The organism is Nocardiopsis oceani (assembly GCF_054777395.1).
Map to the genome: position 1 here is coordinate 30,524 of NZ_BAAHAR010000048.1, position 20,734 is coordinate 51,257.

Annotated in this window: 22 protein-coding genes; 17 read left to right on the forward strand and 5 right to left on the reverse strand. The window is 69.6% G+C overall.

Annotation, left to right across the window (positions count from 1 at the left end; translation table 11 throughout):
• Nucleotides 1–78 precede the first annotated feature (78 nt).
• The 6 genes from ACYVDG_RS25950 to ACYVDG_RS25975 all read left to right on the forward strand — a co-directional run bounded on the left by ACYVDG_RS25950 (nucleotide 79) and on the right by ACYVDG_RS25975 (nucleotide 5,653).
• Nucleotides 79–1,527, forward strand: a complete 1,449-nt coding sequence (locus ACYVDG_RS25950; RefSeq protein ID WP_460758952.1) for a carboxyl transferase domain-containing protein — start codon at nucleotides 79–81, stop codon at nucleotides 1,525–1,527.
• A gap of 17 nt (nucleotides 1,528–1,544) precedes the next feature.
• Nucleotides 1,545–1,877 carry a hypothetical protein gene (locus ACYVDG_RS25955; RefSeq protein ID WP_460758957.1) on the forward strand — a complete coding sequence of 111 codons (333 nt, stop codon included), beginning with the start codon at nucleotides 1,545–1,547 and terminating at the stop codon, nucleotides 1,875–1,877.
• A 111-nt stretch (nucleotides 1,878–1,988) separates the two neighbouring features.
• A complete protein-coding gene (locus ACYVDG_RS25960) occupies nucleotides 1,989–2,750 on the forward strand; it encodes a FadR/GntR family transcriptional regulator (RefSeq protein ID WP_460758961.1) in 762 nt (253 codons plus the stop codon).
• Nucleotides 2,751–2,949: 199 nt separating this feature from the next.
• Entirely contained in the window at nucleotides 2,950–3,714 is a 765-nt protein-coding gene (locus ACYVDG_RS25965) for a crotonase/enoyl-CoA hydratase family protein (protein ID WP_460758965.1), read from the forward strand.
• 105 nt (nucleotides 3,715–3,819) lie between these two features.
• A complete protein-coding gene (locus ACYVDG_RS25970) occupies nucleotides 3,820–4,131 on the forward strand; it encodes a hypothetical protein (RefSeq protein ID WP_460758969.1) in 312 nt (103 codons plus the stop codon).
• Between the two features lie 28 nt (nucleotides 4,132–4,159).
• On the forward strand, nucleotides 4,160–5,653 hold the full coding sequence (locus ACYVDG_RS25975; protein ID WP_460758973.1) for a class I adenylate-forming enzyme family protein: 1,494 nt from the start codon (nucleotides 4,160–4,162) through the stop codon (nucleotides 5,651–5,653).
• A gap of 5 nt (nucleotides 5,654–5,658) precedes the next feature.
• Here ACYVDG_RS25975 and ACYVDG_RS25980 read toward each other — a convergent pair whose 3' ends face one another.
• Genes ACYVDG_RS25980 through ACYVDG_RS25995 form a run of 4 tightly spaced genes read right to left on the reverse strand, consistent with a single transcriptional unit; the run spans nucleotide 5,659 to nucleotide 10,522 of the window.
• Complete coding sequence (locus ACYVDG_RS25980; protein ID WP_460758978.1) at nucleotides 5,659–7,092, reverse strand: amidohydrolase family protein; 1,434 nt, start codon at nucleotides 7,090–7,092, stop codon at nucleotides 5,659–5,661.
• Nucleotides 7,089–8,552 (reverse strand): CoA transferase, encoded by a 1,464-nt coding sequence (locus ACYVDG_RS25985; protein WP_460758982.1) that lies wholly within the window; start codon nucleotides 8,550–8,552, stop codon nucleotides 7,089–7,091. The genes ACYVDG_RS25980 and ACYVDG_RS25985 overlap by 4 nt, the downstream gene beginning before the upstream one ends.
• Nucleotides 8,539–9,594: an enoyl-CoA hydratase/isomerase family protein gene (locus ACYVDG_RS25990; RefSeq protein WP_460758986.1), complete on the reverse strand. Its 1,056-nt coding sequence runs from the start codon at nucleotides 9,592–9,594 to the stop codon at nucleotides 8,539–8,541. The genes ACYVDG_RS25985 and ACYVDG_RS25990 overlap by 14 nt, the downstream gene beginning before the upstream one ends.
• Nucleotides 9,595–9,628: 34 nt before the next feature.
• Nucleotides 9,629–10,522 (reverse strand): alpha/beta fold hydrolase, encoded by an 894-nt coding sequence (locus ACYVDG_RS25995; RefSeq protein WP_460758991.1) that lies wholly within the window; start codon nucleotides 10,520–10,522, stop codon nucleotides 9,629–9,631.
• 105 nt (nucleotides 10,523–10,627) lie between these two features.
• Between ACYVDG_RS25995 and ACYVDG_RS26000 the strand changes: the two genes are divergently transcribed.
• The 7 genes from ACYVDG_RS26000 to ACYVDG_RS26030 are packed head-to-tail and all read left to right on the forward strand — an operon-like array spanning nucleotide 10,628 to nucleotide 17,086.
• On the forward strand, nucleotides 10,628–11,743 hold the full coding sequence (locus tag ACYVDG_RS26000; RefSeq protein ID WP_460758995.1) for an acyl-CoA dehydrogenase family protein: 1,116 nt from the start codon (nucleotides 10,628–10,630) through the stop codon (nucleotides 11,741–11,743).
• A 27-nt stretch (nucleotides 11,744–11,770) separates the two neighbouring features.
• Nucleotides 11,771–12,889 carry an acyl-CoA dehydrogenase family protein gene (locus ACYVDG_RS26005; RefSeq protein ID WP_460758999.1) on the forward strand — a complete coding sequence of 373 codons (1,119 nt, stop codon included), beginning with the start codon at nucleotides 11,771–11,773 and terminating at the stop codon, nucleotides 12,887–12,889.
• Between the two features lie 28 nt (nucleotides 12,890–12,917).
• On the forward strand, nucleotides 12,918–13,754 hold the full coding sequence (locus tag ACYVDG_RS26010) for an enoyl-CoA hydratase/isomerase family protein (RefSeq protein WP_460759003.1): 837 nt from the start codon (nucleotides 12,918–12,920) through the stop codon (nucleotides 13,752–13,754).
• Nucleotides 13,755–13,808: 54 nt separating this feature from the next.
• Nucleotides 13,809–14,777 (forward strand): glucosyl-3-phosphoglycerate synthase, encoded by a 969-nt coding sequence (locus tag ACYVDG_RS26015; protein WP_460759007.1) that lies wholly within the window; start codon nucleotides 13,809–13,811, stop codon nucleotides 14,775–14,777.
• Nucleotides 14,771–15,631: a dihydropteroate synthase gene (gene folP, locus ACYVDG_RS26020; RefSeq protein ID WP_460759012.1), complete on the forward strand. Its 861-nt coding sequence runs from the start codon at nucleotides 14,771–14,773 to the stop codon at nucleotides 15,629–15,631. Before ACYVDG_RS26015 ends, folP begins: the two co-directional genes overlap by 7 nt.
• A 10-nt stretch (nucleotides 15,632–15,641) precedes the next feature.
• Nucleotides 15,642–16,337 carry a class III extradiol ring-cleavage dioxygenase family protein gene (locus ACYVDG_RS26025; protein WP_460759015.1) on the forward strand — a complete coding sequence of 232 codons (696 nt, stop codon included), beginning with the start codon at nucleotides 15,642–15,644 and terminating at the stop codon, nucleotides 16,335–16,337.
• Nucleotides 16,322–17,086: a pyrimidine reductase family protein gene (locus tag ACYVDG_RS26030; protein ID WP_460759019.1), complete on the forward strand. Its 765-nt coding sequence runs from the start codon at nucleotides 16,322–16,324 to the stop codon at nucleotides 17,084–17,086. Before ACYVDG_RS26025 ends, ACYVDG_RS26030 begins: the two co-directional genes overlap by 16 nt.
• A gap of 165 nt (nucleotides 17,087–17,251) precedes the next feature.
• Here the strand turns inward: ACYVDG_RS26030 and ACYVDG_RS26035 are convergent, their stop codons facing one another.
• A complete protein-coding gene (locus ACYVDG_RS26035; protein ID WP_460759022.1) occupies nucleotides 17,252–17,605 on the reverse strand; it encodes a transposase in 354 nt (117 codons plus the stop codon).
• Between the two features lie 177 nt (nucleotides 17,606–17,782).
• On the opposite strand from ACYVDG_RS26035, the gene ACYVDG_RS26040 reads away from it, so the two are divergent.
• The 4 genes from ACYVDG_RS26040 (at nucleotide 17,783) to ACYVDG_RS26055 (ending at nucleotide 20,679) form a co-directional block, all read left to right on the forward strand.
• A complete protein-coding gene (locus ACYVDG_RS26040; RefSeq protein ID WP_460759026.1) occupies nucleotides 17,783–18,370 on the forward strand; it encodes a hypothetical protein in 588 nt (195 codons plus the stop codon).
• A complete protein-coding gene (locus ACYVDG_RS26045) occupies nucleotides 18,364–18,918 on the forward strand; it encodes a flavoprotein (protein ID WP_460759119.1) in 555 nt (184 codons plus the stop codon). Before ACYVDG_RS26040 ends, ACYVDG_RS26045 begins: the two co-directional genes overlap by 7 nt.
• Nucleotides 18,919–19,183: 265 nt before the next feature.
• Entirely contained in the window at nucleotides 19,184–20,473 is a 1,290-nt protein-coding gene (fxlM, locus tag ACYVDG_RS26050) for a methyltransferase, FxLD system (RefSeq protein ID WP_460759029.1), read from the forward strand.
• A 5-nt stretch (nucleotides 20,474–20,478) separates the two neighbouring features.
• Nucleotides 20,479–20,679, forward strand: coding sequence for an FxLD family lanthipeptide (locus ACYVDG_RS26055; RefSeq protein ID WP_460759033.1), 201 nt, complete (start codon nucleotides 20,479–20,481; stop codon nucleotides 20,677–20,679).
• Nucleotides 20,680–20,734 lie beyond the last annotated feature (55 nt).

The window sequence follows — 20,734 nt, forward strand, 5'->3', positions numbered from 1 at the left end:
TGGACACGCGCCCCAGGATGACCGGAGTGTCTCCCGGGCAGGCTCGGACAGGTGGTAGCTGTGGCGCCAGGTTTCTCCATGGGCACCCCGTTGAGGGAGTGGGACACGGGACTGGTCTCGGCCGACCCGCTCGACTTTCCCTCCTACGTTCCCCCTTTGGACCGCGAGTCCGTGCGTACGGGCCTCATTCGGATAGGCGGGGTTCCCTGTGCGATCGTCGAGAGCCAGTTCGACGTCTTCGGGGGGTCGATGGGTGTCGTGGCGGGGGAGAAGGTCGCACGGGCGTACCACCGCGCGATTGACGCCCGGCTGCCGCTCCTGGCGGTCGTTCGGACCGGTGGCGCCCGCATGCAGGAGGGGATGCTCTCCCTCGTCCAGATGGGCCGCACCGCGGCCGCCGCCTCCGCCCACTCCAGGGCGGGACTCCTCTCGGTGGCCAGCTTCCGTTCGCCGACGACGGGCGGAGTGTACGCCTCCTACGCATCGTTGACGGATCTGCGGATCGCCGAGTCCGGAGCCACGATCGGCTTCGGCGGCCCCAGAGTGGTCGAACACGTGACCGGGGCGGCGCCCCCGCCGGGGAGCAACACCGCCGAGAGCGCTCTGGCCGCCGGGCTCGTCGACCATGTCGAGGACGCCGAGAAGCACGAGTCCTGGGTTGCTGTCGCCTTGGGGGCGGCTGAACGCGGACTCCTGCTCCCGCCGGGGCGGCCCCCGGCGTCCGCCGAGTCCAGGAACCGGAGTGTGCCCGGCAGGGCGTACCGGACCGTGCTCCGAGCGCGAGCCCGGCGTCGACCCTCCGGCCTGGAGTGGGCGGCGGCGCTGTGCTCGTCCTGGCTGGACCTGGGCGGGGCCGACCGCACCGTGCGCGCTGGCCTGGCGGTCGTCGACGGTGTCCGCGCTGTGGTGGTGGCGATGGACCGGCACTCCGAGGGGGCGGTCGGAAGGCAGGGGCCGGAGGCGTTCCGCCTGGCTCAGCGCGCCATCCGCATGGCCGACAGGCTCGGGCTGCCTGTCCTGACACTTGTGGACACGCCCGGTGCCGAGCCGGGACCCGAGGCGGAGGCCGGAGGGGTGGCGGGTGAGATCGCCCGGACGCTGCGGGATCTCGCGGACCTCTCGACATCCAGCGTATCCCTCGTCGTGGGGGAAGGCGGCAGTGGCGGTGCCGTAGCACTGGCCTACACCGACCGCCTCTACATGCTGGAGGGGGCTGTCTTCTCGGTCATCGCGCCGGAGGCCGCCTCGGTGATCCTGTGGCGGACCCCGGACCGGGCGGCGGAGGCGGCCCGGTCCCTGCGGGTGACCGCTCCGGAGCTGGAAAGGCTGAGGCTCGTCGACGGGGTGCTCGGCGAGTACGGGGCGTCGGCGGTCGGTTCCGTGCGGGCGACGCTGGGGGCGGCGCTGCGGCAGGCGGTGCCGGGAGATCGTTCTCGGCGCTTGGACGAGGCTATGCTGCCGGCTCTTGTCGAAGATCTCGCCGGCAGAGGGCAGACCAACCTACGGGCGCGCTCCGGCACCCGTTGAAAACGAAGGGAAACACCATGGCTCGTGCGCTGCTACTTGCGTTCTCCAGTCCGTCGGCTACAACGGACGACGCGGAGTTCGGTCGCTGGTGCGACGAAGTGCACATTCCGCAGGTCGTCGAACACGTGAAAGGGGTGGTGAGCGGGGCGCGTTTCGCGATTCCCGAGGAACAAGTGGAACTGGCGCCCAGCAAGGCCCGCTTCGTCAATGCCTACCAGGTGGAGGCCGACGACGTGGGTGCGGTGATGGCCGAACTCGGGGCCGCGACCCAGGACCGCCGGGTGGAGCTCTCCGAGGTGCTACGGATGGACCCGGCGCCGGTGCTCATGCTGTGCTCTGAGCCGGGGTGAGTATGACGACGGGCACCTCATGCGGGGATCAGTTCATTCAATCATTGTACTGTACAGTAGGATTGATAAACAGTAGAGGATTGACTGAATCCACGGTGAAGGGGTGGCCCCGTGCCACAGACGTCAAGCATGGTCGCCACGGAGCACGTCCGTGTTCCGAAGACGGCCGAGGTCGTCGCTCAGGTGATTCGAGGCCAGATCGTCAGCGGCGAGATCCCCGAGGGTGGCGCACTGCCCTCCGAGTCCGAGCTGATGGCCCAGTTCGGGGTGTCCCGGCCCTCGTTGCGTGAGGCCTTCCGTGTCCTGGAGTCGGAACGCCTCATCACGGTCAGGCGCGGTTCGCGCGGAGGCGCGCGGGCCTCGCGTCCGGACGTGACGGTGGCGGCTCGGTACCTGGGACTGATGATGCAGTTCGACGGTGTCATGCTCAAGGATGTGTACGAGGCCCGCGCGCTGATCGAGCCGCTCGCCATTCGCCTGCTCGCCCAGCGGCGGAACAGGGCCACAGCCACCCGCAAGCTGATGTCCATCCTGCGGGAGCTCGAGGGGCTGGAGGCCGAGCCGGAGGTTCGCGCGCAGATCTGGACGAGGTTCTATGTCACGTTGTTCGAGTGCGCCGGCAACAAGACCCTGGCACTGCTGTACGGCACTCTGACCGAGGTCGTGCACAAGGAGCTCGTCGACGCGCTCACCGAGGACAACGGCGATCTCGAAGCGACCCTCAAGGTGATCGACAAGGCCATGGGTCTGGTGCGCGAGGGAAAGAGCGACGAGGCGGCCGAGTTCTGGGGTGAGCGCATGCAGGCGATCCAGAAGCGGACGCTGCGCACGCACCGCGCCAAGACGCTCGTTGACATCTACGGCGGCCACTGACCCTCCGTTCTCGGAGGTCCCTGCTAACGGAGCCCTCGGCGCCTTCTCCTCGCATCACGTGATGCGAGGAGAAGGCGCCGAGGGCTTTTGCCGTCCGTGTTCGGGTAAAGCCAGGATGGGAATTTAATTATTAAACTCATTGTGTTACTCTCTCGCAAGGGTGGTCCTCCTGGTCGCCCGCTGATCAAGGGAGAGGTAAGTGGCAGACGAGGTTCTGGTTGAACAGCGCAACGGTGTCCAGGTCATCATGATCAACAGGCCTGAATCCCGGAATGCGCTGAACGCCGCCGCCGGGCGCCGGATCGCCGAGGCCGCGGACGAGTTGGACGCCTCGGACCACCTGCGTGTGGGTGTGTTGACCGGTGCCGGGGGAACCTTCTCCTCCGGGATGGACTTGAAGGCGTTCCTGAAGGGTGAGAGTCCCGCGATCGAGGGCAGGGGCCTGGCGGGCATCACCATCACGCCGCCGCGCAAGCCGCTCATCGGTGCGGTCGAGGGCTGGGCGCTGGCCGGGGGGTTCGAGCTCCTGCTCGCTTGTGACCTGGTGGTGGCGGCCGAAACGGCCATGTTCGGTGTCCCGGAGGTGAAGCGTTCGCTGGTGGCGGGCGGTGGCGCCGCGCTGCTGCTGCCCCGTCGGGTGCCGTACGCGGTCGCGCTGGAACTCCTGCTCACCGGTGACCCGATCGGCGCCCGGCGCGCCGCCGATGTCGGCCTGGTCAACCGGCTTACCCCCGAAGGCGGTGCGATCGAGGGGGCACTCGAACTCGCCGCGACCCTGGAGGCCAACGGTCCGTTGGCGATGGTCGCGACCAAACAGATCTCCCGTGCCAGCGCGGACTGGAGTCTCGAAGAGGGATGGCGGGAGCAATCGGAGGTCATGCGGCCCGTCTTTGAATCCGAGGACGCCAAGGAAGGTGCAGCAGCCTTCGCAGAGAAGCGGCCGCCAGTCTGGCGAGGTCGCTAAACAGATCAATCATCTATCTTTTAAAGCGCTATGTTGGTAGATTTCAACCATGAGCTGCCAGTGTGTTCGAGTCGTCGTGCAGGTGGCGACGAGAAGGGGGTCATTGTGAAGCTGGGTGTCGGACAGGCCCTGACCAGTGCCGTCGACCAGACAGCCGTCATCGTGGTGCGAGCGCTTGACACGGACGTTTCCGTGACGTGCGGCGGAGTGGCCATGGTCGACGCCAAGGAGGCGGGCGCGGTCGCCTCGGCCGAAGCTCACCCGGAACATCTGGGTGGAACGCAGCTGGGTAAGCGCTACGTGAACGAGGCCGACAGTATCGAGTTGCTCTGCACCAAGCCAGGAGAGGCGTCCCTGGCCGTGGAGGGTACGCCGCTCTCGGTCAAGGACACCAAGCCTCTGCCTGCGTCGGACTAGGGGTACCTGTGCGGACAGGAGTGTGCTCATGAAGCTGACGATGTTGCTCGACATGGCTGCGGAGGGTTTCGGTGACCGTGTCCTCATCGGCACTCGGGAGGGCGGTCTCACCGCGGCCCGGCTGCGGGAGATGGCGATGGAGGGTGCCGCCGCGATCCGCGAGGCCAAGGCGGACGCGGTGGTCTACCTCGCGGTCAACGGTCCCGCCTTTCCCGTCGCCATGTTCGCCGCGGCTTACGCCGGCGTCCCCTTGGTACCGTTGAACTACCGGCTCGGCGCCGAACAACTCGACGCCCTGCTGGCCAACCATTCCGGAGCGCTCGGTATCGCCGAAGCGGGCAAGACGGCGATCCTGGAACGCGCCGGTCTGTCGACCCAGACCCCCGAGCAGTGGGTCGAGAACACCCGGAGCCCCGCCCCGCGCGCGGAACAGACCGACACCGACGCCCCCGCGGTCGTTATCTACACGAGCGGCACCACGTCGGCGCCCAAGGGCGTGCTGCTGCGCCACGAGAATCTCGTGTCCTACGTGCTCAGTTCGGTCGAGTTCGCCGCCGCCGCGCCCGAGGACGCGGCACTGGTGAGCGTTCCCCCGTACCACATCGCCGCGGTCGCCAACGTGATCACCAACCTCTACGCGGGCCGCCGCTTCATGGTGTTGGAGCGGTTCACTCCGGAGGAGTGGCTCGACCTGGCCCGCCGGGAGGGCGTCACCAACGCTCTCGTCGTTCCGACCATGCTTTCGCGCATCGTCGAGTCCGACGCGGACAAGGAACTCCCCGACCTGGGCTCCCTGGCCTACGGAGGTGCTCCTATGGCGGCCTCCGTCATCGAACGAGCACTGCGGATGTGGCCCGACGTCGACTTCGTCAACGCCTACGGGCTCACCGAGACCAGCTCCACGATCGCGGTCCTGGGGCCCGAGGACCACCGCAGGTCCCTGGAGAGTGAGGACCCCGTCGTGCGCGCCAGGCTCTCTTCCGTGGGCAGGCCTCTGCCGAGCGTGGAGCTGCAGATCCGGGACGACCAGGGAAAGGTCGTGGTCCCCGGCGTTCCGGGCCGCATCTGCGTGCGCGGGGAGCAGGTCTCTGCCGAGTACGCGGGGAAGGGCCGGGCCGTCGACGAGGACGGATTCTTCGACACCCGGGACATGGGTTTCGTCGATGACGAAGGCTACCTCTTCATCGGTGGGCGCCTCGACGACACCATCATCCGGGGCGGGGAGAACATCGCCCCGGCGGAGATCGAGGACGTTTTGCTGCGGCACGTGGCGGTTCTGGACGTCGCCGTAGTGGGTGTGCCCGACGAGGAGTGGGGTCAGCGGATCGAGGCTGTGGTGGTCACCCGGCCCCGGCACGAGGTGGACAGCGAGGAGTTGCGCGCCTTCGTCCGGGCCGCGCTTCGAGGGAGCAAGACCCCGGACCGCATCGCCTACTGGGACGAGCTGCCCCGGACAGAGACGGGCAAGCTGGTGCGCCGCCGGGTGCTCACCCAGCTGACCGCGGAGCACCAGGCGGTCTGACGGCGTCACCGCGGAAGCGGATCCGACCCTGGGCGGGTCCGCTCCCGCGGTCGTGTAACCACTCCGGAGCTGACGACCGCGCGGACGTGCTCCGCCGTGGGCTCGGCCAGGACCTCGGCCAAGGGCGCGCCCAGCAGGCAGAGGTCGGCGGGGGCACCCACGGCGACCCGTCGGGGCGCCGATCCGGGGGTTTCCAGAGGACTCAGGTAACCGTCGAGGACGGTGCGGGCCGGGACGCGTTCGTGCGGACCCACCACGGTCCCCGCAGTGGTTGTGCGGGACGCCGCGCACGCCATGTTCCGCCAGGGGTCGGGGTCCCCGAACGGGGCGTCACCGGAGGGCGCCACCCGTACGCCCGAGGCGAGCAGCGTGGCGTACGGGTACAGGTGGTCGTGGTCGTAGGGATCGACCTCCCTCAGGTAGTCTTCGCCGCGGTCGGTGACGAAACTGGGCTGGGTCACCACCCGCAGTCCTATCCGGCGGATCCGGTCGCCGACCTCCGGCGGGACCACCGCCGCGTGCTCCACCCGGTCGCCCCGCAGGGCGCCCACAGCATCGATCGCCGCCAGCGTGAGCAGGAGGGATTCCCGGGTCACGCAGTGCACGGCCACCGGGCGCCCCACGCGGTGCGCTGCCTCGACCTCGCCCGTGAGCTCGTCCAACCCCGGCAGGTCGTGATCGCGCAACAGGAGTTTGCGGGGCCCCAGGACGAGCCCAGGGGGAAGCCGGACGCCGACGTCCGCCCCCAGCGACAGGACGCGGAGCGCCAGACGCCGGTCGGCCACGGCCGCGGCGAGGAGCCCCAGCCCCATCGTGCCGAGGTCAGGGGTCGCGTCGGTCACCCCGGTGATCCCCAAGCCGTTCAGCCGGGTCCCGACCGCGCCGAGGTCGGGGGAGGTGCCACCGACCGCGGCGCGCAAGCGTGTGTCGTAGCGGAACAGCCTCCCGGTCGGAGCGCCGCGTGCGTCCCGTTCGACGTCGGCCGAGTAGCTCAGTTCCGAGCCGAGCTCGTCGAGCGCGCGGGAGTTGAGCATCCACACGGCGCCGCCGCGGTGCTGGACGCGGACGGGCCGCTCGGGCACCATCGCGTCCAAGGCGTCTCGGTCGAGCAGACCGGCCACGGACTCGTGGTAACCGGTGCCGCGCAGCCAGGTGTCGGCGGGGGAGGCAGCGGCGGCGGAGCGCAGGGCCTCGCGCAGCTGTTCCCGGCCGGTGACCCGTGGCGGCCCGCAGTCCACTGAACCCGCCGCCGCGGCGAGCGCGAGCAGGTGGATGTGGTGATCGTGTAGCCCGGGCAGCAGTGCGCCACCGCGAGCGGTGATCACCTCCTCGCCTTTTCCGGGGCGCAGGCCGCTGGCGATCTCGGCCACCCTGCCGTCCTGGACCCGGACGTCGCAAGGGCGGCCCTCGACCTCGGCGCCGAGGATCAGCAGACTCACGCCGCACCGAGCCGCGTGAGCGTGGCCGCAGTGTCCGCGCCGAGCGGGGCGGCTGGCGGGCCCGGTGGGCGGTGCCGCGGCCGCTCCACGGGGAAGGTGGCCTCCGCCGTCTCCACCGTCCAGCCGTCCCGGCTCCGGCGGACGTCGTGCGGTTCGGCGGCGCCGCGAGCCGCGCTGACGGCGACCTCGCGCATGGAGACGTCGATCAGCCTCCCCCGGTCTCCGAGCAGCGCGGTGGCCGTGGCCACCGCGGCGTGCGCACCGGTCAGAGGATCGGTGAGCGCGTCACCGCAGGGGAGGGGGACCGGACCGTCGCGGGACACCAGGCCCGCGGCGGCGGCCACGTCGTCACCGAACCCCACGCGGTTGGACCACGGGCCGGAACGCCCATACGCGGTGATGCTCGTCCAAATGGTCCCCCGCTCGACGGCTTCCTCGGCCACGATCCCCATCTGCCGCAGCGCGCGGGGCCGGGACGCCTCCAGGACGACGTCGGCCGCAGCGACGAGCCGCCGGAGCGCTGACCTGCCCTCCTCCGAGGCCAGGTCGAGGGCCACGGACGCGTGACCGCGGTGCAGGAGGTCGTAGAAGTCGCGTGAGCCGCCACGGGCTCCGTCCGGGCGCCGAGTGCTCTCGACCTTGACGATGTCGGCTCCGGCCAGCCCCAGTAGGTGGGCGCAGAGCGGCCCCGCCCACAGGGAGGTCAGGTCCACGACCACCGGCGCGTGCCGGCCAAGGGGCCGTGGGCCACCGGGAGCGCCGAGGCTTAGCGGGGACGCGGCTCCAGAGTGCGCGCGTCGGTGCCGGGCCTGTTCGTCGTCGGCGGCGCCGGGCTCGGCGGGGACCACAGCGGCGGCCAGTCCGAGTGTCTGCGCGCGTTCGGAGGCTTCGGCCGCGGTGCGCTCCCGGGACCAGTTCGCCAGAGTGTCCCAGTCCCCGTGCACCCGTCGTTCGACTAGCGCCGGGATGAGCTCGAGGTCGTGGGCACGAGGAAGGGAGATCGCCCACCAACCGTCGGCGGTGGGCAGTGCGCGGAATGCACCGCCGCAGGACCATGGGCCGCGTCGGGCGAGTCCGACCAGCGAGGCCCGTTCGCCGAGCAACCGGGCACCGGACAGACCGATCCGGGCACCGGTACGCATCTCGGTCAGCAGGGAGAAGAGTGCCAGGGCCGCCCGGAACGCGCTGGCCGGACATCCGGGGGCGGCCACGGGCGGTCCTTCCCGGGGGCCGCTCAGCGCCATGGCCCCGGAGTCCGCCCAGTCCCGGAGCGCGCTCGGTGCCCGCGAGAGGTCCAGGCTCGTCGCCCGGGAACGGCTTGCGCCCGGATCCGGGAGGTTTTCCGCGCCCAGACCGGCCAGCAGGTCACGGGCATGGTCGGCGGTCGGGCCGTCGCCGAGCACGGTGACCGCTGGGGGCCCGCTGCCGTTCACGGGGGTGCTTCGGTCAGACCTTGGCATCGACCAGCCCCCACCTCAGGGCCGTGTCGGCGTCCAACCGCGCGCCGCTGAGCGCGAGGTAGGCGGCGCGCCAGCGGCCGATCCGGCGAGTGATGCTCACTGTGCCGCCAGCACCGGGGAGCAGGCCCATGCGCAGCTCGGGAAGTTGGAAGTAGGCGTCTGGCCTGGCTTCGATCCGGCCAGCGAATGCGGGGACCTCGATCCCTGCGCCGATGCACGCCCCGTGCACGGTGGCCGTGACTCGGTCGGCGCACCGGTGGATCGCCGCTCCCGCGTTCCGGTGGAGCCGGACCAGGTGTGCCGACGCGGTGTCCGGAGCCGTGCCGAACTCGTCGAGGTCCCCTCCGCTGCAGAACGACCTTCCGTTGCCGGTGAGCTCGACCCGCGTGATCGTCGGATCCAGCGCGGGCAGGCGCATCGCCTCGACGATGCCGTCGCGCATGTCCCGGCCGAAGGCGTTGTGCCGTTGGGGATGGTTCAACGCCACACGCAGGGTGTCTCGGTCCCTGGACAGCAGGACGGGATCGTCGACTGGTATGGGGGGCCGACTCGGTGTGCGTGCCCGCCAGCTCCGGAACTCGGGTCCGGCCAGCAGGGTCGAGTAGGCCAGAGACTCCGCCACGAGGCCCTCGCGCACCGGTAGCCGGGCAGTCAGGCGCAGCAGTCCGGCCACCGTGAGCGCGGCGACGGGGGATCCCGCGACCGACCGGGCCAGCACGTCGAGAGCCTCCTCGGGGTCGGGGACGGCCACGAGGGGGCGTGGATCCGGACCACCCGTTGCGTTGGGCGCGGTGAGCGTGAGGGCCAGCGCGTCGGTGAGCTCGGGTGCCCACGCGGTGGCTCGTCGGGTGAGGCCCACGAGGAGACAGTCACTGGTGGCGGCTGCTTCACGTGCGGCCTCGATCACCGCGACGCCCCAGCCTTGGACACGGTCCAGGTCAACGACGGCCACGGGTCTTTCGACACCGCCGTGAGGCGTGAGCTCCGCGCCGAGCGCGCCGTCGGCCAGGTCCGCGGGGCTCAGATACGGCAACCGGGTCAAGGAACCGCCCCTTCCGTAAGTTCGTGGTCCAACCCTAGGACGGGCGGGTGCGGTCGGTGCCGAGCAGGCGGGCGCAGAAGTCCTCCACGGCTCTGGTGAAGGCGTCGTTGTCGTCCCCCGCGGCTGTGTGCGCGACTCCGGGCAGACTGACGACCTCCAAGCCCGGCACCGCTGCGCGGAACCGCCCCACGCCCTCGTCGGTCACGACGTCCGAGAGCTTCCCGTGGAGAAGCATGACGGGGATCGTCAGGGAACTGGCCTTCTTCTCTAGCGACGCCATGTACGCGATGGGATCGCCCTTGGGAGGGTTGGCCATCATCGCCGGGTCCCAGTGCCAGTGCCACCGGCCGTCCTCCCGAAGACGCAGGTTACGGCGCAGTCCCTCGGTGCTCTTGGGGCGCGGCCGGTGGGGGAGGTAGGCCGCGATCGCGTCGGCCGCCTCTTGGAGGGAAGAGAACCCCTCGGGTGCTCCGCGCATGAACTCGCCGACGCGGTCGCCGCCCCGCGTCTCGAACCTGGGCACGATGTCGACGAGTGCGAGTCCTCGTACGCGCTCCGGCCCCGCCTCCTCGGCGACCAGGATGCCTGTGAGGCCGCCCATGCTCGCCCCGATGATGATCACGGGCCCGCCGACCTGGTCGAGGACGGCCAGGACGTCGTCGCGGTTGCGCTCGAACCCATAGTGCTTTTGGGGTGACCAGTCGCTGTCGCCATGGCCCCGGCTGTCCAGAGCGACCACTTGGAAGCCCTGCTGAGCGAGGAGGCCGCCCGTGGCCTTCCACGAGTGCCGTGTCTGTCCGCCGCCGTGCAGCATGAGGACCTTCGGGGCACCCTTGTGCCCCCAGACATCCGCTGTCAGCCGGAGGCCGTCGGCCCCGTTCAACCGCACAGTGGCAGGTGCTGTGCGATCCAAGTCCGTTTGACCCATGTGCCGATGCTCCCTGGTCCGCTGAAGTGAAACTATTGTGTCATAGAATATAAACAGGTATATATTTTTGTCACGCGGGTCCCCTTCGTTGAAGCGAGAGTCCACATGAGCGAACCGATCGACGAGCTGAAGGTGTTCGTCGACGAACACCTGCCTCGGTGGCGTGTCGAGTGGGTTGGGCGTACCGACTCCTGGGAAGCCGCCCTGGCTTGGCAGCGCATCTTGACCCAGGGACGGTGGACGGCGCCGGGCTGGCCCGAGGAACACGGCGGCCGGGGCCTGGGCACACGCGACACGCTCGCGGCCGAAGACGTCCTGGCGGACGCCGGGGCGCCCCGTCTTCCCGGCATGCTCGGGGTGAAGAACGTCGGGCCCACACTGCGGGCGTGGGGCGACGAGCGGCAACGGGAGCACCTGCGAGGCATTCTCACCACCGACGAGATCTGGTGCCAGGGGTTCAGCGAACCCGTGGCCGGTTCCGACCTGGCCTCTCTCCGTACCCGGGCAGTCCGCGACGGAGCGGATTTCGTCGTCAACGGGCAGAAGACGTGGACCTCCAACGGGCTCCAGGCCACCCACATGCAGCTCCTGGCGCGGACCGATCCGGACGCCCCCAAGCACAAGGGCATCTCGGTTCTGTTGGTCGACATGGACTCACCCGGCATCGAGGTGCGTCCCATCCGGCAGATCAACGGGGATGCCGGCTTCGCCGAGGTCTTCTTCACCGACGTCCGAGTCCCAGCGGACAGATTGCTCGGCCCTGTGAACGAGGGCTGGCGCGTGACCATGACGACGCTGGGGCACGAACGCGCGGGCGTGGCCGCCTTCGCGGGTCGAGTGGAGAAACGCGCCAGGAAGGCCGTGCTCACTCACAGCGCGGGCGGCGACGGCAGAGAGCTGTCACCGCTGGAGTGGGACGAGATGCTCACCCGCTACGTGGAGGCCCGAGTGGTCGGAATGCTCGGTCGCGACCTCCTCGACCGTCTCGACGTGGGCCAGGCGCCGGGCGCGGAACAGTCGATCATCAAGCTCGTCTGGAGCGAGACCAGCCAGCGACTCGACCGAACCCTCACCGACATCTCGGGGGCCGACGCGGTCCTAGGCGCGGACCGGGAAACGGCTCACGTCTACCTGACCGCCCCCGCGACGACCATAGCCGCCGGTACCACGCAGATCGTCAAGAACCTGCTCGCCGAGCGCGTGCTCAGCCTGCCGCGCTGACGGCGCCGGACTCAAGGAGAGAACCGTATGGTCCAGCAGCCCGCGGACTCGCTCGTGACACCGACGACCCTCTCAGGGGACGAGCGAGCGGAGTTCCGCTCCAGCGTCCGCGCCTTCCTCGAAGCGCACGCCGGGGCGGACGACGCCGGTACCGGGTTCGACCCCGGGGTCTGGCGGAAGTTGGCTGGCGGCCTGGGCGTGGGTGGTCTGCTCGTCCCGGACCACCACGGCGGCTTGGGTCTGACCCACGTGGAGAGCGCCGTCGTGTTGGAGGAAGCGGCCCGGGCCCTCTACGACGGTCCGGTGCTCTCCGCCGCCGTGCTCGTGCCGACGGCACTCCTTGCGAGTGGTGACCGGGACGCGTGCGAGCGCCACCTGCCCGCCGTCGCCAGAGGTGATGGCGGGTTGGCGCTCGCCATAGACGACGTTCCGGAGGCTAAGAGGGCCGGAGCCGTGCACGGGCCTCGAGGGTGGGAGATCACCGGGGTGAAGACCGCGGTGATCAACGCGCAGTCAGCTGACACTCTGCTCGTGACGGCCGAGGACAGCCCGGGCGGGATCGGGCTTTTCGAGGTCGGGGCCGACGGGCCGGGCGTGGAGACCGTCGCCCTCGACGTCCTGGACCGCACGCGCCGACAGGCCCGCGTCACGTTTCGCGCAGTCCCGGCCCAACGTCTGGGCGGCGACTTCCGGGACGGTGCCGAGCGGCTGCTCGACGTCGGTGCCGTCTCCGCGGCCGCCGAGGCTCTGGGCGCCTGCGAGCGAGCCTTCGAACTCGCCGTGGACCATGCCAGGAACCGCGAGCAGTTCGGCAGGCCCATCGGCTCCTTCCAGGCGGTCAAGCACCTGTGCGCCGAGATGCTCGTCCAGGTCGAGTCCCAACGCGCCGCCGTCCGGGCGGCTAGCCTCGCTCTGAACACGTCGCGGGAGGAGGCGCACGAAGCCGCCTCCGTGGCCAAGGCCTACAGCTCCACGGCGGCCACCGCGGTCGTCGAGACCGCCATCCAGGTCCTCGGCGGGATCGGGTTCACGTGGGAACACCCGGCGCACCTGTACCTGCGCAGGGTCAAGACGCTCCAGTTCCAGTTCGGTGACGCCCGCCGACACAGACAGCGCCTTGCCGCGCTCCTCAGGGCCGGAAGCTGAGTCGGGTCGGATCTACGAAAGGACGCCCATGCAACACAAGAGGGAAGAGTGGAAGGAACTCGGGCTGGACTTCGGGGTCCAGAACGGCGTGGCCCTGTTGATCCTGAACCGGCCACACGTGCGCAACGCCGTCGACCGGCCCCTCCGCAGAGCTCTCCTCGACGCTCTCGACATGGTATCCCTCGACCCGGGCATCCGGGCCGGCCTCGTCACGGGGGCGGACGGGGCCTTCTCCTCAGGTGCTGACCTTGGTCAGGAGGACGTGCACGATACACCCCCCGAGTACCGGCGCGGTAACGGAGTGCACGTCAGACGCGAGGACGGACTCAGGTTCGGGTGGTGGCGCGTCATCGAGAAGGTGTGGACCAACACCAAGCCGATCGTCGCCGCGGTGTCCGGCCCCGCCTACGGGTTCGGGGCCAACTTCGCGTTCGCCTGCGACGCGGTCATCGCGGGTCGGAGCGCGCGCTTCTGTGAGGTGTTCGTCCGGCGCGGACTGCCGCTGGAGGCGGGTGGCGCCTACCTGCTGACACGCAGCCTTAGCGCCGTCCGGGCGAAGGAGCTCGCCCTGTTCGGGGACGCGCTGTCCGCTGAACGCGCCGAGGAGTGGGGGCTGGTGAACCGCTGCGTGCCCGACGACGAGGTGCTCCCGACCGCCACGGAGTGGGCGGAACGCCTGGCGTCCGGTCCGACGATCGGAATCTCGCACATCAAGTCGCAGATCAACAACGCCTTCGACATGAGCATCCAGCAGACTTGGCGCGAAGAGGCCACGTTCCTGGGGATCGGACCCGGCGACACCGACTCGACGGAGGCAATGAGGTCCTTCGTGGAAAAGCGGGAACCCCGTTTCACCGGCAGTTGAACCTTGCCGGGTCGGGGAAGAGAGCGTGCTCTAGGCTTGCCGCTGGGAGGTTTTGTGAGCATCACGTCCTTCGAAAACCGTACCTACCGGTGGTGGGACTGGTCCGTGGAGGACCTGGTCGCGCTGAAGGCACGTCTGGGGGTGACGGTCAGCCTGGTGATACCGGCCCGCGACGAGGAGGCCACCGTGGGCGGCGTCGTCGCCCGGATCCGGGCAGACCTCGTGGAGAGGCACCCCCTGGTCGACGAGATCGTCGTGATGGACTCTGATTCCACCGACGGCACCGGTGCACGGGCTCGGGAGGCCGGGGCCGCCGTGCACCGCACCCTCGACGTGCGACCCGACCTCGGTCACCATCGGGGCAAAGGGGAGGCCGTGTGGAAGTCCCTCTTCGTCACCTCCGGTGACATCGTTGCCTTCCTGGACGCCGACTTGGTCGAGTGGGACACCCATTTCGTGTCCGGCCTGCTAGGCCCCGTGCTCACGGATCCCGAGGTTTCGCTTGTGAAGGCTTTCTACGACCGGGTGCTCGACCTGCCGGGAGCGCCGGCCACCGCGGAGCCCGAGGGCGGTAGGGCCACCGAGCTGGTCGCCCGGCCCACCATCGCCCTGCGCTGGCCGGAGCTCGCGGGCGTCATCCAGCCCCTGTCCGGGGAGTGGGCGATCCGGCGTGACCTCATCGAGAGCCTGCCGATCCCAACCGGCTACGGCGTTGAGCTGGCCGTCCTGGTCGACACGCACCTGCGCAGTGGCGTGGACGCGATCGCCCAGGTCGATATGGGGCGGCGGGCCCACCGGCACCAGGGCCTGCGCGGACTCGGCTCCATGGCGACCGAACTGCTCGCCGTCGCCGACCGGCGGATCGGGTTGGAACACGGCCGAGACGACGTCGAGATACGCCAGTACGGGTCTGGAGGAGCCGTGATCACCAATAGTGTCAGCGTCGTCGAGCGCATGCCTGCGGGCAAGGTCGATCCTGGGCCGCGGGTCCACGGAGTCCAGGAGGCGGTGGGCCGGTGCTGAGGCTGCGCGGCAGGGAGTACGCCGCTGACACCGCGCTGGTCATGGCGATCGTCAACCGCACCCCTGACTCCTTCTACGACAAGGGCGCCACTTGGGACGACGGTCCTGCCTTCGAGCGTGTGCGCCGGGTGGTGGACGAGGGCGCCGACATCGTCGACATCGGCGGTATCAAGGCGGCTCCAGGCCACGAGATCGACGCAGACGAGGAGAAGCGCCGCGTCGTCGACTTCGTCGCCGCGGTCCGGGCCGAGTTCCCCGATCTGGTCATCAGCGTGGACACCTGGCGGGCCTCGGTGGGGGAGGCTGTCTGCCAAGCTGGGGCCGACCTGCTCAACGACGCCTGGGGTGGGCACGACCCGGGGCTGGCCGAGGTCGCCGCCAAGTACGACATGGCCATGGTGTGCACCCACACCGGCGGGGTCACGCCCCGCACCCGGCCGCACCGGATAGCCTACGAGGACGTGGTGCGCGATGCCATCGACTCCACCGTGGCCCAGGCGCGGAGAGCGGTCGCGCTGGGGGTCGATCCCGGGTCCGTTCTCATCGACCCCGCGCACGACTTCGGAAAGAACACCTGGCACTCGCTGGAGCTGACCCGTCGACTCGACGAGATGGTGGCGACCCGGTGGCCGGTCCTGGTGTCCCTGTCCAACAAGGACTTCGTCGGCGAGACTCTCGATCTCCCGCTCACCGAGCGCCTAACCGGCACACTCGCGGCGACCGCTGTGTCGGCATGGCACGGGGCTCAAGTCTTCCGCGTCCACGAGGTCGTGGAGACCCGGCAGGTACTGGACATGGTCGCCACTATCAGGGGTGTGCGGCCACCGGCTCGAACGGTTCGGGGGCTGGCGTGAGGAGCACTACATGATCGTGGGTGCCGCGGTGTGCCCGCACCCGCCGCTGCTCCTGCGGGAGCTGACCGGCGGACAGGACGTCGCCGCCGAGCTGCGCGAGGCCTGCGGGTCGGCCCTGTCCGCGCTGCTGGCACACTCCCCGGACGTGGTGCTCGTCGTCGGCGGGGCCGAGGTGAGATCCGGCCACCGGCTCGGACCCGTGCCGGTCCGCGCCTACGGTGGCACCGGTGAGCGGGTACGCCAGGACGAGACGCTGCCGCTCAGCCTGGGGGTAGCTCGACGCCTGCTCGACGACAATGGTACTGCGGTCCCCGTCGAGACGGTCACGGTGGCCTGGGACGCCACGCTCGGGCAGGTGGAGGACCTGGCCGTCTGGATCGCAGCGCGTCCCGAACGGGTCGCCCTGCTCGTCATGGGCGACGGCAGCGCCCGGCGAGGGGCGAAAGCCCCCGGCCACCTGGACGAGCGCTCCTTCGGCTTCGACGAGGGCGTGCGCCGCGCGCTGGCCAGGGGCGACGCGGCGGCACTGCTCCACCTGCCCCCCGGCCTCGCTGCGGAACTGATGGCGGCCGGGAGAGCCGCCTGGCAGGTCATGGCCTCGGCAGCGGCCCAGACTGCAGAACCGGTCCGGGCCAAGCTGCTGTACGCTGACGACCCCTTTGGGGTCATGTACCTGGTGGCGGTGTGGTCGTGCGGCTCCTCCTGAACGACGTCGCCCCCGGTGCTGCCGCGCCGGGCGACACCTTGGGTGCGGAGGAGCTGGCGCGGCTCTACGCCTGGCCCGACACCACCGACCGTCCCTGGGTGCGCGGCAACATGGTCACGACTCTGGACGGCGCGGCGGCGGGCGCCGATGGTCGGAGCGGGTCGATCAACACGGACGCTGACCATGTGGTCTACACGCTTCTGCGCGACCTCGCTGACTTGGTGCTGGTCGGCGCGGGGACCGCGCGGACCGAGAGCTATCGGCGCGTCTCGCCACGCACCGGCACACACCGGGAGCAGGCCCTGGCCGAGGGGAGGGGCCCTTGGCCCGCCCTGGCTGTGGTCAGCCGCAGCGCCCAGGTGCCGCCGCTTCTAGCCGCCGACCACCCCAACCGGGGCCAGCTCCTCATGGTGACGTGCGCCGGGGCCCAGGGACTGGATCATGCCCAGGAGACCCTTGGGCCGGACCAGGTGATCGTCGCAGGAGATTCCGAGGTGGATCTGCCTGCTGCGGTGGCCGCACTGCACGAACGCGGCCTGTCGCGGATCCTGTGCGAGGGCGGCCCCCACCTGCTGCGCGACGTGGTGGCGGCAGACCTGCTCGACGAACTCTGCCTGACCGTCGTCCCGATGCTGGCCGGCGGTCCGCAACAGCGCATCACCGCTGGTGCTGACGTGGACCGGTCGCTGGTACCGCGCCTGCTAATCGAGTCCGAGGGGACCCTGCTCCAACGCTGGACGCGTCTCTGACGGCGCCCCACGCCTACCCGTCCTCGTGATCGGTCCGCCGAGGATTCGCCCGGGTGCTCGGGAAATGGATCTGTCCCAGGGATGGATCCCTCCGGAATGCCGTTGCCGAGCACGAGTGGGCCGAGAAGCAGGCCTTACTTCTCTCGGGAGCGGGGGGTCTGGCGCTCAACCGCCATGATGTAGCAAAAAGGGTGGGCCGCTGCCCCGGTCAGTGACTGGTGGCCACCAACGACCACCGACCAGGACACATATTCCCCGGCAACGATTAACGTGAAGTTGCTGATGCTCCAAAGACGCAAGTCGTTTTGCGATTCGTGTGGTGCCGGGCCTGTCTCCAGTGTCGATCTCGGCCTGGCTGACCCAGTTGCGCAGGGTCTCGCGGTTGATGCCGAGCTGGTCGGCGGTGCGGGCGATGGCCCCGTCGCGTGTGGCTGGGTCTCGGCGGGCTTCCAGGGTCATCCTGGTTGCGCGTTCACGCAGCTCATCGGGGTACTTCCTCGGTGCTGCCAGGTCTCTCATCCTTCCCAGGATTGAGAGCCTCCATCAGACCCGGTACGAACCACTTACCACGTCAGCGCGAGTGTGTTGCTCAAGTGCGACGAACGAGGGCTGGCCTGGTTGGCCGCCGACCGGAGCTTCAGGGCGGCGCAAGCCACGCGGAATCCAGTGCTGATCGGCTCCAGTAGCAGGGTGTACGTGCGCGCATTCATGCGCGAACGCCGCTACCGGGCCGCCGCTGATCTCGCCGTGGCCTCCGCAGAGGGTGTCGAACGCGCCGAGGCGTCCTCGGCTCCGGCCGCACGGTCGGTGTACGGCTCTCTCCTGCTGAGCGGAGCCGTCGCCGCAGCCAAGCACGAGGGCCGTGACCAGTCGCTGTCCCTCTTGGACGAAGCACAGGAGACTGCGAATCGGCTCGGCGGAGACCACAACCACCGATGGACCGCTTTCGGCCCTACCAACGTGCTCCTGCACCGGGTGAGCACAGCGGTGGAGTTGGGCGATGCGGGTCAGGCCATTCACCAGGCGCGCGGCATCGACCCGTCACACGTCGCGTTGACCGAACGGAAGGTGGTCCTGCACGTGGACACGGCCCGGGCGTTCACGCAGTGGGGCAAGCTACGCCAGGCTCACACCGCCCTGATGGCCGCCGAGAACCTGGCACCGGAGGAAGTGGCTGAACGCCCGATGGTCCACTCACTCATCCGAGAGCTGCGCGCACGCTCCACCGGTCACCTCAAGCGGGATCTCACCAGCATGGCTGATCGCGTGGGTGTTGCCTGGTGAGCGAGCCCAAGACCCTCTATGTCGTCGTCTGCGCGGCTGGACCGGCTGAGCAGGTGGACAGGCTCATCACTCCAGCTCTGGAACAGGGATGGAAAGTCCAGGCGATCGCCACCCCCACTGCCCTGGACTTCTTCGATCCTCGTTCCGTCAAGGAACTCACGGGCCGACCGGTACGCAGCCAGTACCGGGCTCCGGGCATGCCGCGCTCCCCGAAGGCGGACGCGGTCATCGTCGCCCCCGCGAGCTTCAACACGATCAACAAGCTCGCCAACGGCACCGCTGACAACTACGCCCTGGACGTCCTCAACGAGGGGATCGGGCTCGGGCTCCCGTTGGTCGTCCTGCCGTTCGTGAACTCGGCCTACGCTCAACGACTCCCGTTCCGGCGCAGTATTGCTTCCCTGCGTGAGGAGGGGGTCCGGGTGCTGTTGGGGGAGGGGGAGTTCGTGCCTCATCCCCCGGGGCAGGGCGGGGATGTCTTCGACAGCTTCCCTTGGCAGCAGGCACTCAGCGCGGTGGCGGAGCAGGTCACCGGAGGCACGGACTAACGGCTGTGCGGCGCTGGCGCGTGACGTGCGCCTTCTTGCGAGACCTCGCGCCCGTCGCCTCGTCGCATGTGGGGGTTCCACTCCCGCTGTCCCTCGCGTCACCGCACTTGTTCTCCACCGCGGGATGTATCGATATTCGCAGTTGAAACCCACTGAATCGAACACTGCGCATACATCGAACACGGAGATTATGCGCGTGCGCATAGGTCTGCGGACGCTGCCACGGGAAACTGCTCTCGCCGAGTAACCAACGGGGAGAGGCCCAGTGACAACAGACGCGACCGGAGAGACGGTCAAGTCTCCGGACGAGCTACGCACCGCCATGGTGGACGCCCTCAGCGAACCCGGGGCCCTGGGCGGCGAGAGCCTTGCACCCGGGGTGGAATTGGCGTTGAGGTCGGTCCAGCGCCACCGCTTCGCGCCCGAGGCCAGCCTGGAGGAGGCCTACGACCCCTTCACCGCGGTGGTCACCAAACACGACGAGCACGGCGTGGCCACCAGCTCGGTCTCGGCCCCGCAGGTTCAGGCGATGATGCTCCAACAGGCCCAGCTCGAGCCCGGGCACCGGGTACTGGAGATCGGCAGCGGAGGCTACAACGCCGCCCTGATCGCCGAACTGGTCGGCCCCTCCGGCGAGGTCACCACCGTCGACATCGACCCGCAGATCAGCGGCCGCGCCCGGGCGCTGCTCCAGGACAACGGTTACCCGCAGGTGGGGGTGGTGACCGCTGACGCCGCGCACGGGCTGGCCGAGCACGCGCCCTTCGACGCCGTCATCGTCACGGCCGGGGCCTGGGACATTCCGCGCGCGTGGGTCGAGCAGTTGGTCGAGGGCGGCCGGCTGGTGGTACCGCTGCGGATGCGCAATCTGACTCGCTCCATCGGCTTCGTCAGGGCTGGTGACTACCTGACGTCCACCTCGGTCCTGATGTGCGGGTTCGTGCCCATACAGGGCGAGGAGGAGCACCGGGAGACCTTGGTACTGGTCAACGGCACCGAGGAGATCGCCCTGCGCTTCGACGACGAGGTGCCCGCTGACCCGCACCTGTTGGACAACGCGGTGCGCACGCCGAGGGTCGAGCTGTGGACCGGGGCCACGGTCGCGCTTCGGGAGCTGATCGGCGGTCTGCAGCTGTATCTGGCGACCACATTGCCGGGCTTTTGCACCATGGCCCTCGACCCGGACCTGGACACCGGCCTGGTCGCGCCCGACAACCACCGCTTCTCGATGGCCGCGGTCGACGGCGGCGACTTCGCCTACCTGGTCACACGCCGTACCTGCGACAACGCATCCGTGGAGTACGGGGTGCACGCCTTCGGGCCAACTGCACAGGCCCTCGCTGAGCAGGCCGCGGCGCGGATCCGTGAATGGGCGCACGGTCAGCGTCACGGCCCGGGGCCCCGCATCGACGTCTACCCGGCTTCGACGCCTGTCGGCGAACTTCCCGACGAGCTGGTGGTCACCAAGCGGCACACCCGCCTGACGTTCTCCTGGCCCGAGCCGTCCAACGGCGCTTCGGGGCAGGTTCCACCCCCTGAAAACGAAGGAGAGTGATCCACATGATGACTTCCCCCAGCGGCGGTACGGCTCTGGCCGAGCCACCGTCCCCGGTGCTGGACGATGAGTTCTCGCTGGACGTGCGGGTCGTGGTGACGTCCCACCCCAACGGCAAGCTGACCTGCAACACCAACGACGGGTGCGGCAACACCTGCCAGGGCACCGCCTCGGCCTGCAACAGCTACGTCGGCGACCCGCTCTGACCCGTGCCCGGAGACGGCGGGTGTGACGGGACCCTGCCCGCGCACCCGCCGTCTG

Excerpts from the sequence above, each read along its gene's own strand:
- ACYVDG_RS25950 (WP_460758952.1), top strand. The coding sequence starts at position 79 with ATGGGCACCCCGTTGAGGGAGTGGGACACGGGACTGGTCTCGGCCGAC.
- ACYVDG_RS25955 (WP_460758957.1), top strand. The coding sequence starts at position 1,545 with ATGGCTCGTGCGCTGCTACTTGCGTTCTCCAGTCCGTCGGCTACAACG.
- ACYVDG_RS25975 (WP_460758973.1), top strand. The coding sequence starts at position 4,160 with ATGAAGCTGACGATGTTGCTCGACATGGCTGCGGAGGGTTTCGGTGAC.
- ACYVDG_RS25985 (WP_460758982.1), bottom strand. The coding sequence starts at position 8,552 with ATGCCAAGGTCTGACCGAAGCACCCCCGTGAACGGCAGCGGGCCCCCA.
- ACYVDG_RS25995 (WP_460758991.1), bottom strand. The coding sequence starts at position 10,522 with ATGGGTCAAACGGACTTGGATCGCACAGCACCTGCCACTGTGCGGTTG.
- ACYVDG_RS26000 (WP_460758995.1), top strand. The coding sequence starts at position 10,628 with ATGAGCGAACCGATCGACGAGCTGAAGGTGTTCGTCGACGAACACCTG.
- ACYVDG_RS26005 (WP_460758999.1), top strand. The coding sequence starts at position 11,771 with ATGGTCCAGCAGCCCGCGGACTCGCTCGTGACACCGACGACCCTCTCA.
- ACYVDG_RS26010 (WP_460759003.1), top strand. The coding sequence starts at position 12,918 with ATGCAACACAAGAGGGAAGAGTGGAAGGAACTCGGGCTGGACTTCGGG.
- ACYVDG_RS26025 (WP_460759015.1), top strand. The coding sequence starts at position 15,642 with ATGATCGTGGGTGCCGCGGTGTGCCCGCACCCGCCGCTGCTCCTGCGG.
- ACYVDG_RS26035 (WP_460759022.1), bottom strand. The coding sequence starts at position 17,605 with ATGAGAGACCTGGCAGCACCGAGGAAGTACCCCGATGAGCTGCGTGAA.
- ACYVDG_RS26055 (WP_460759033.1), top strand. The coding sequence starts at position 20,479 with ATGATGACTTCCCCCAGCGGCGGTACGGCTCTGGCCGAGCCACCGTCC.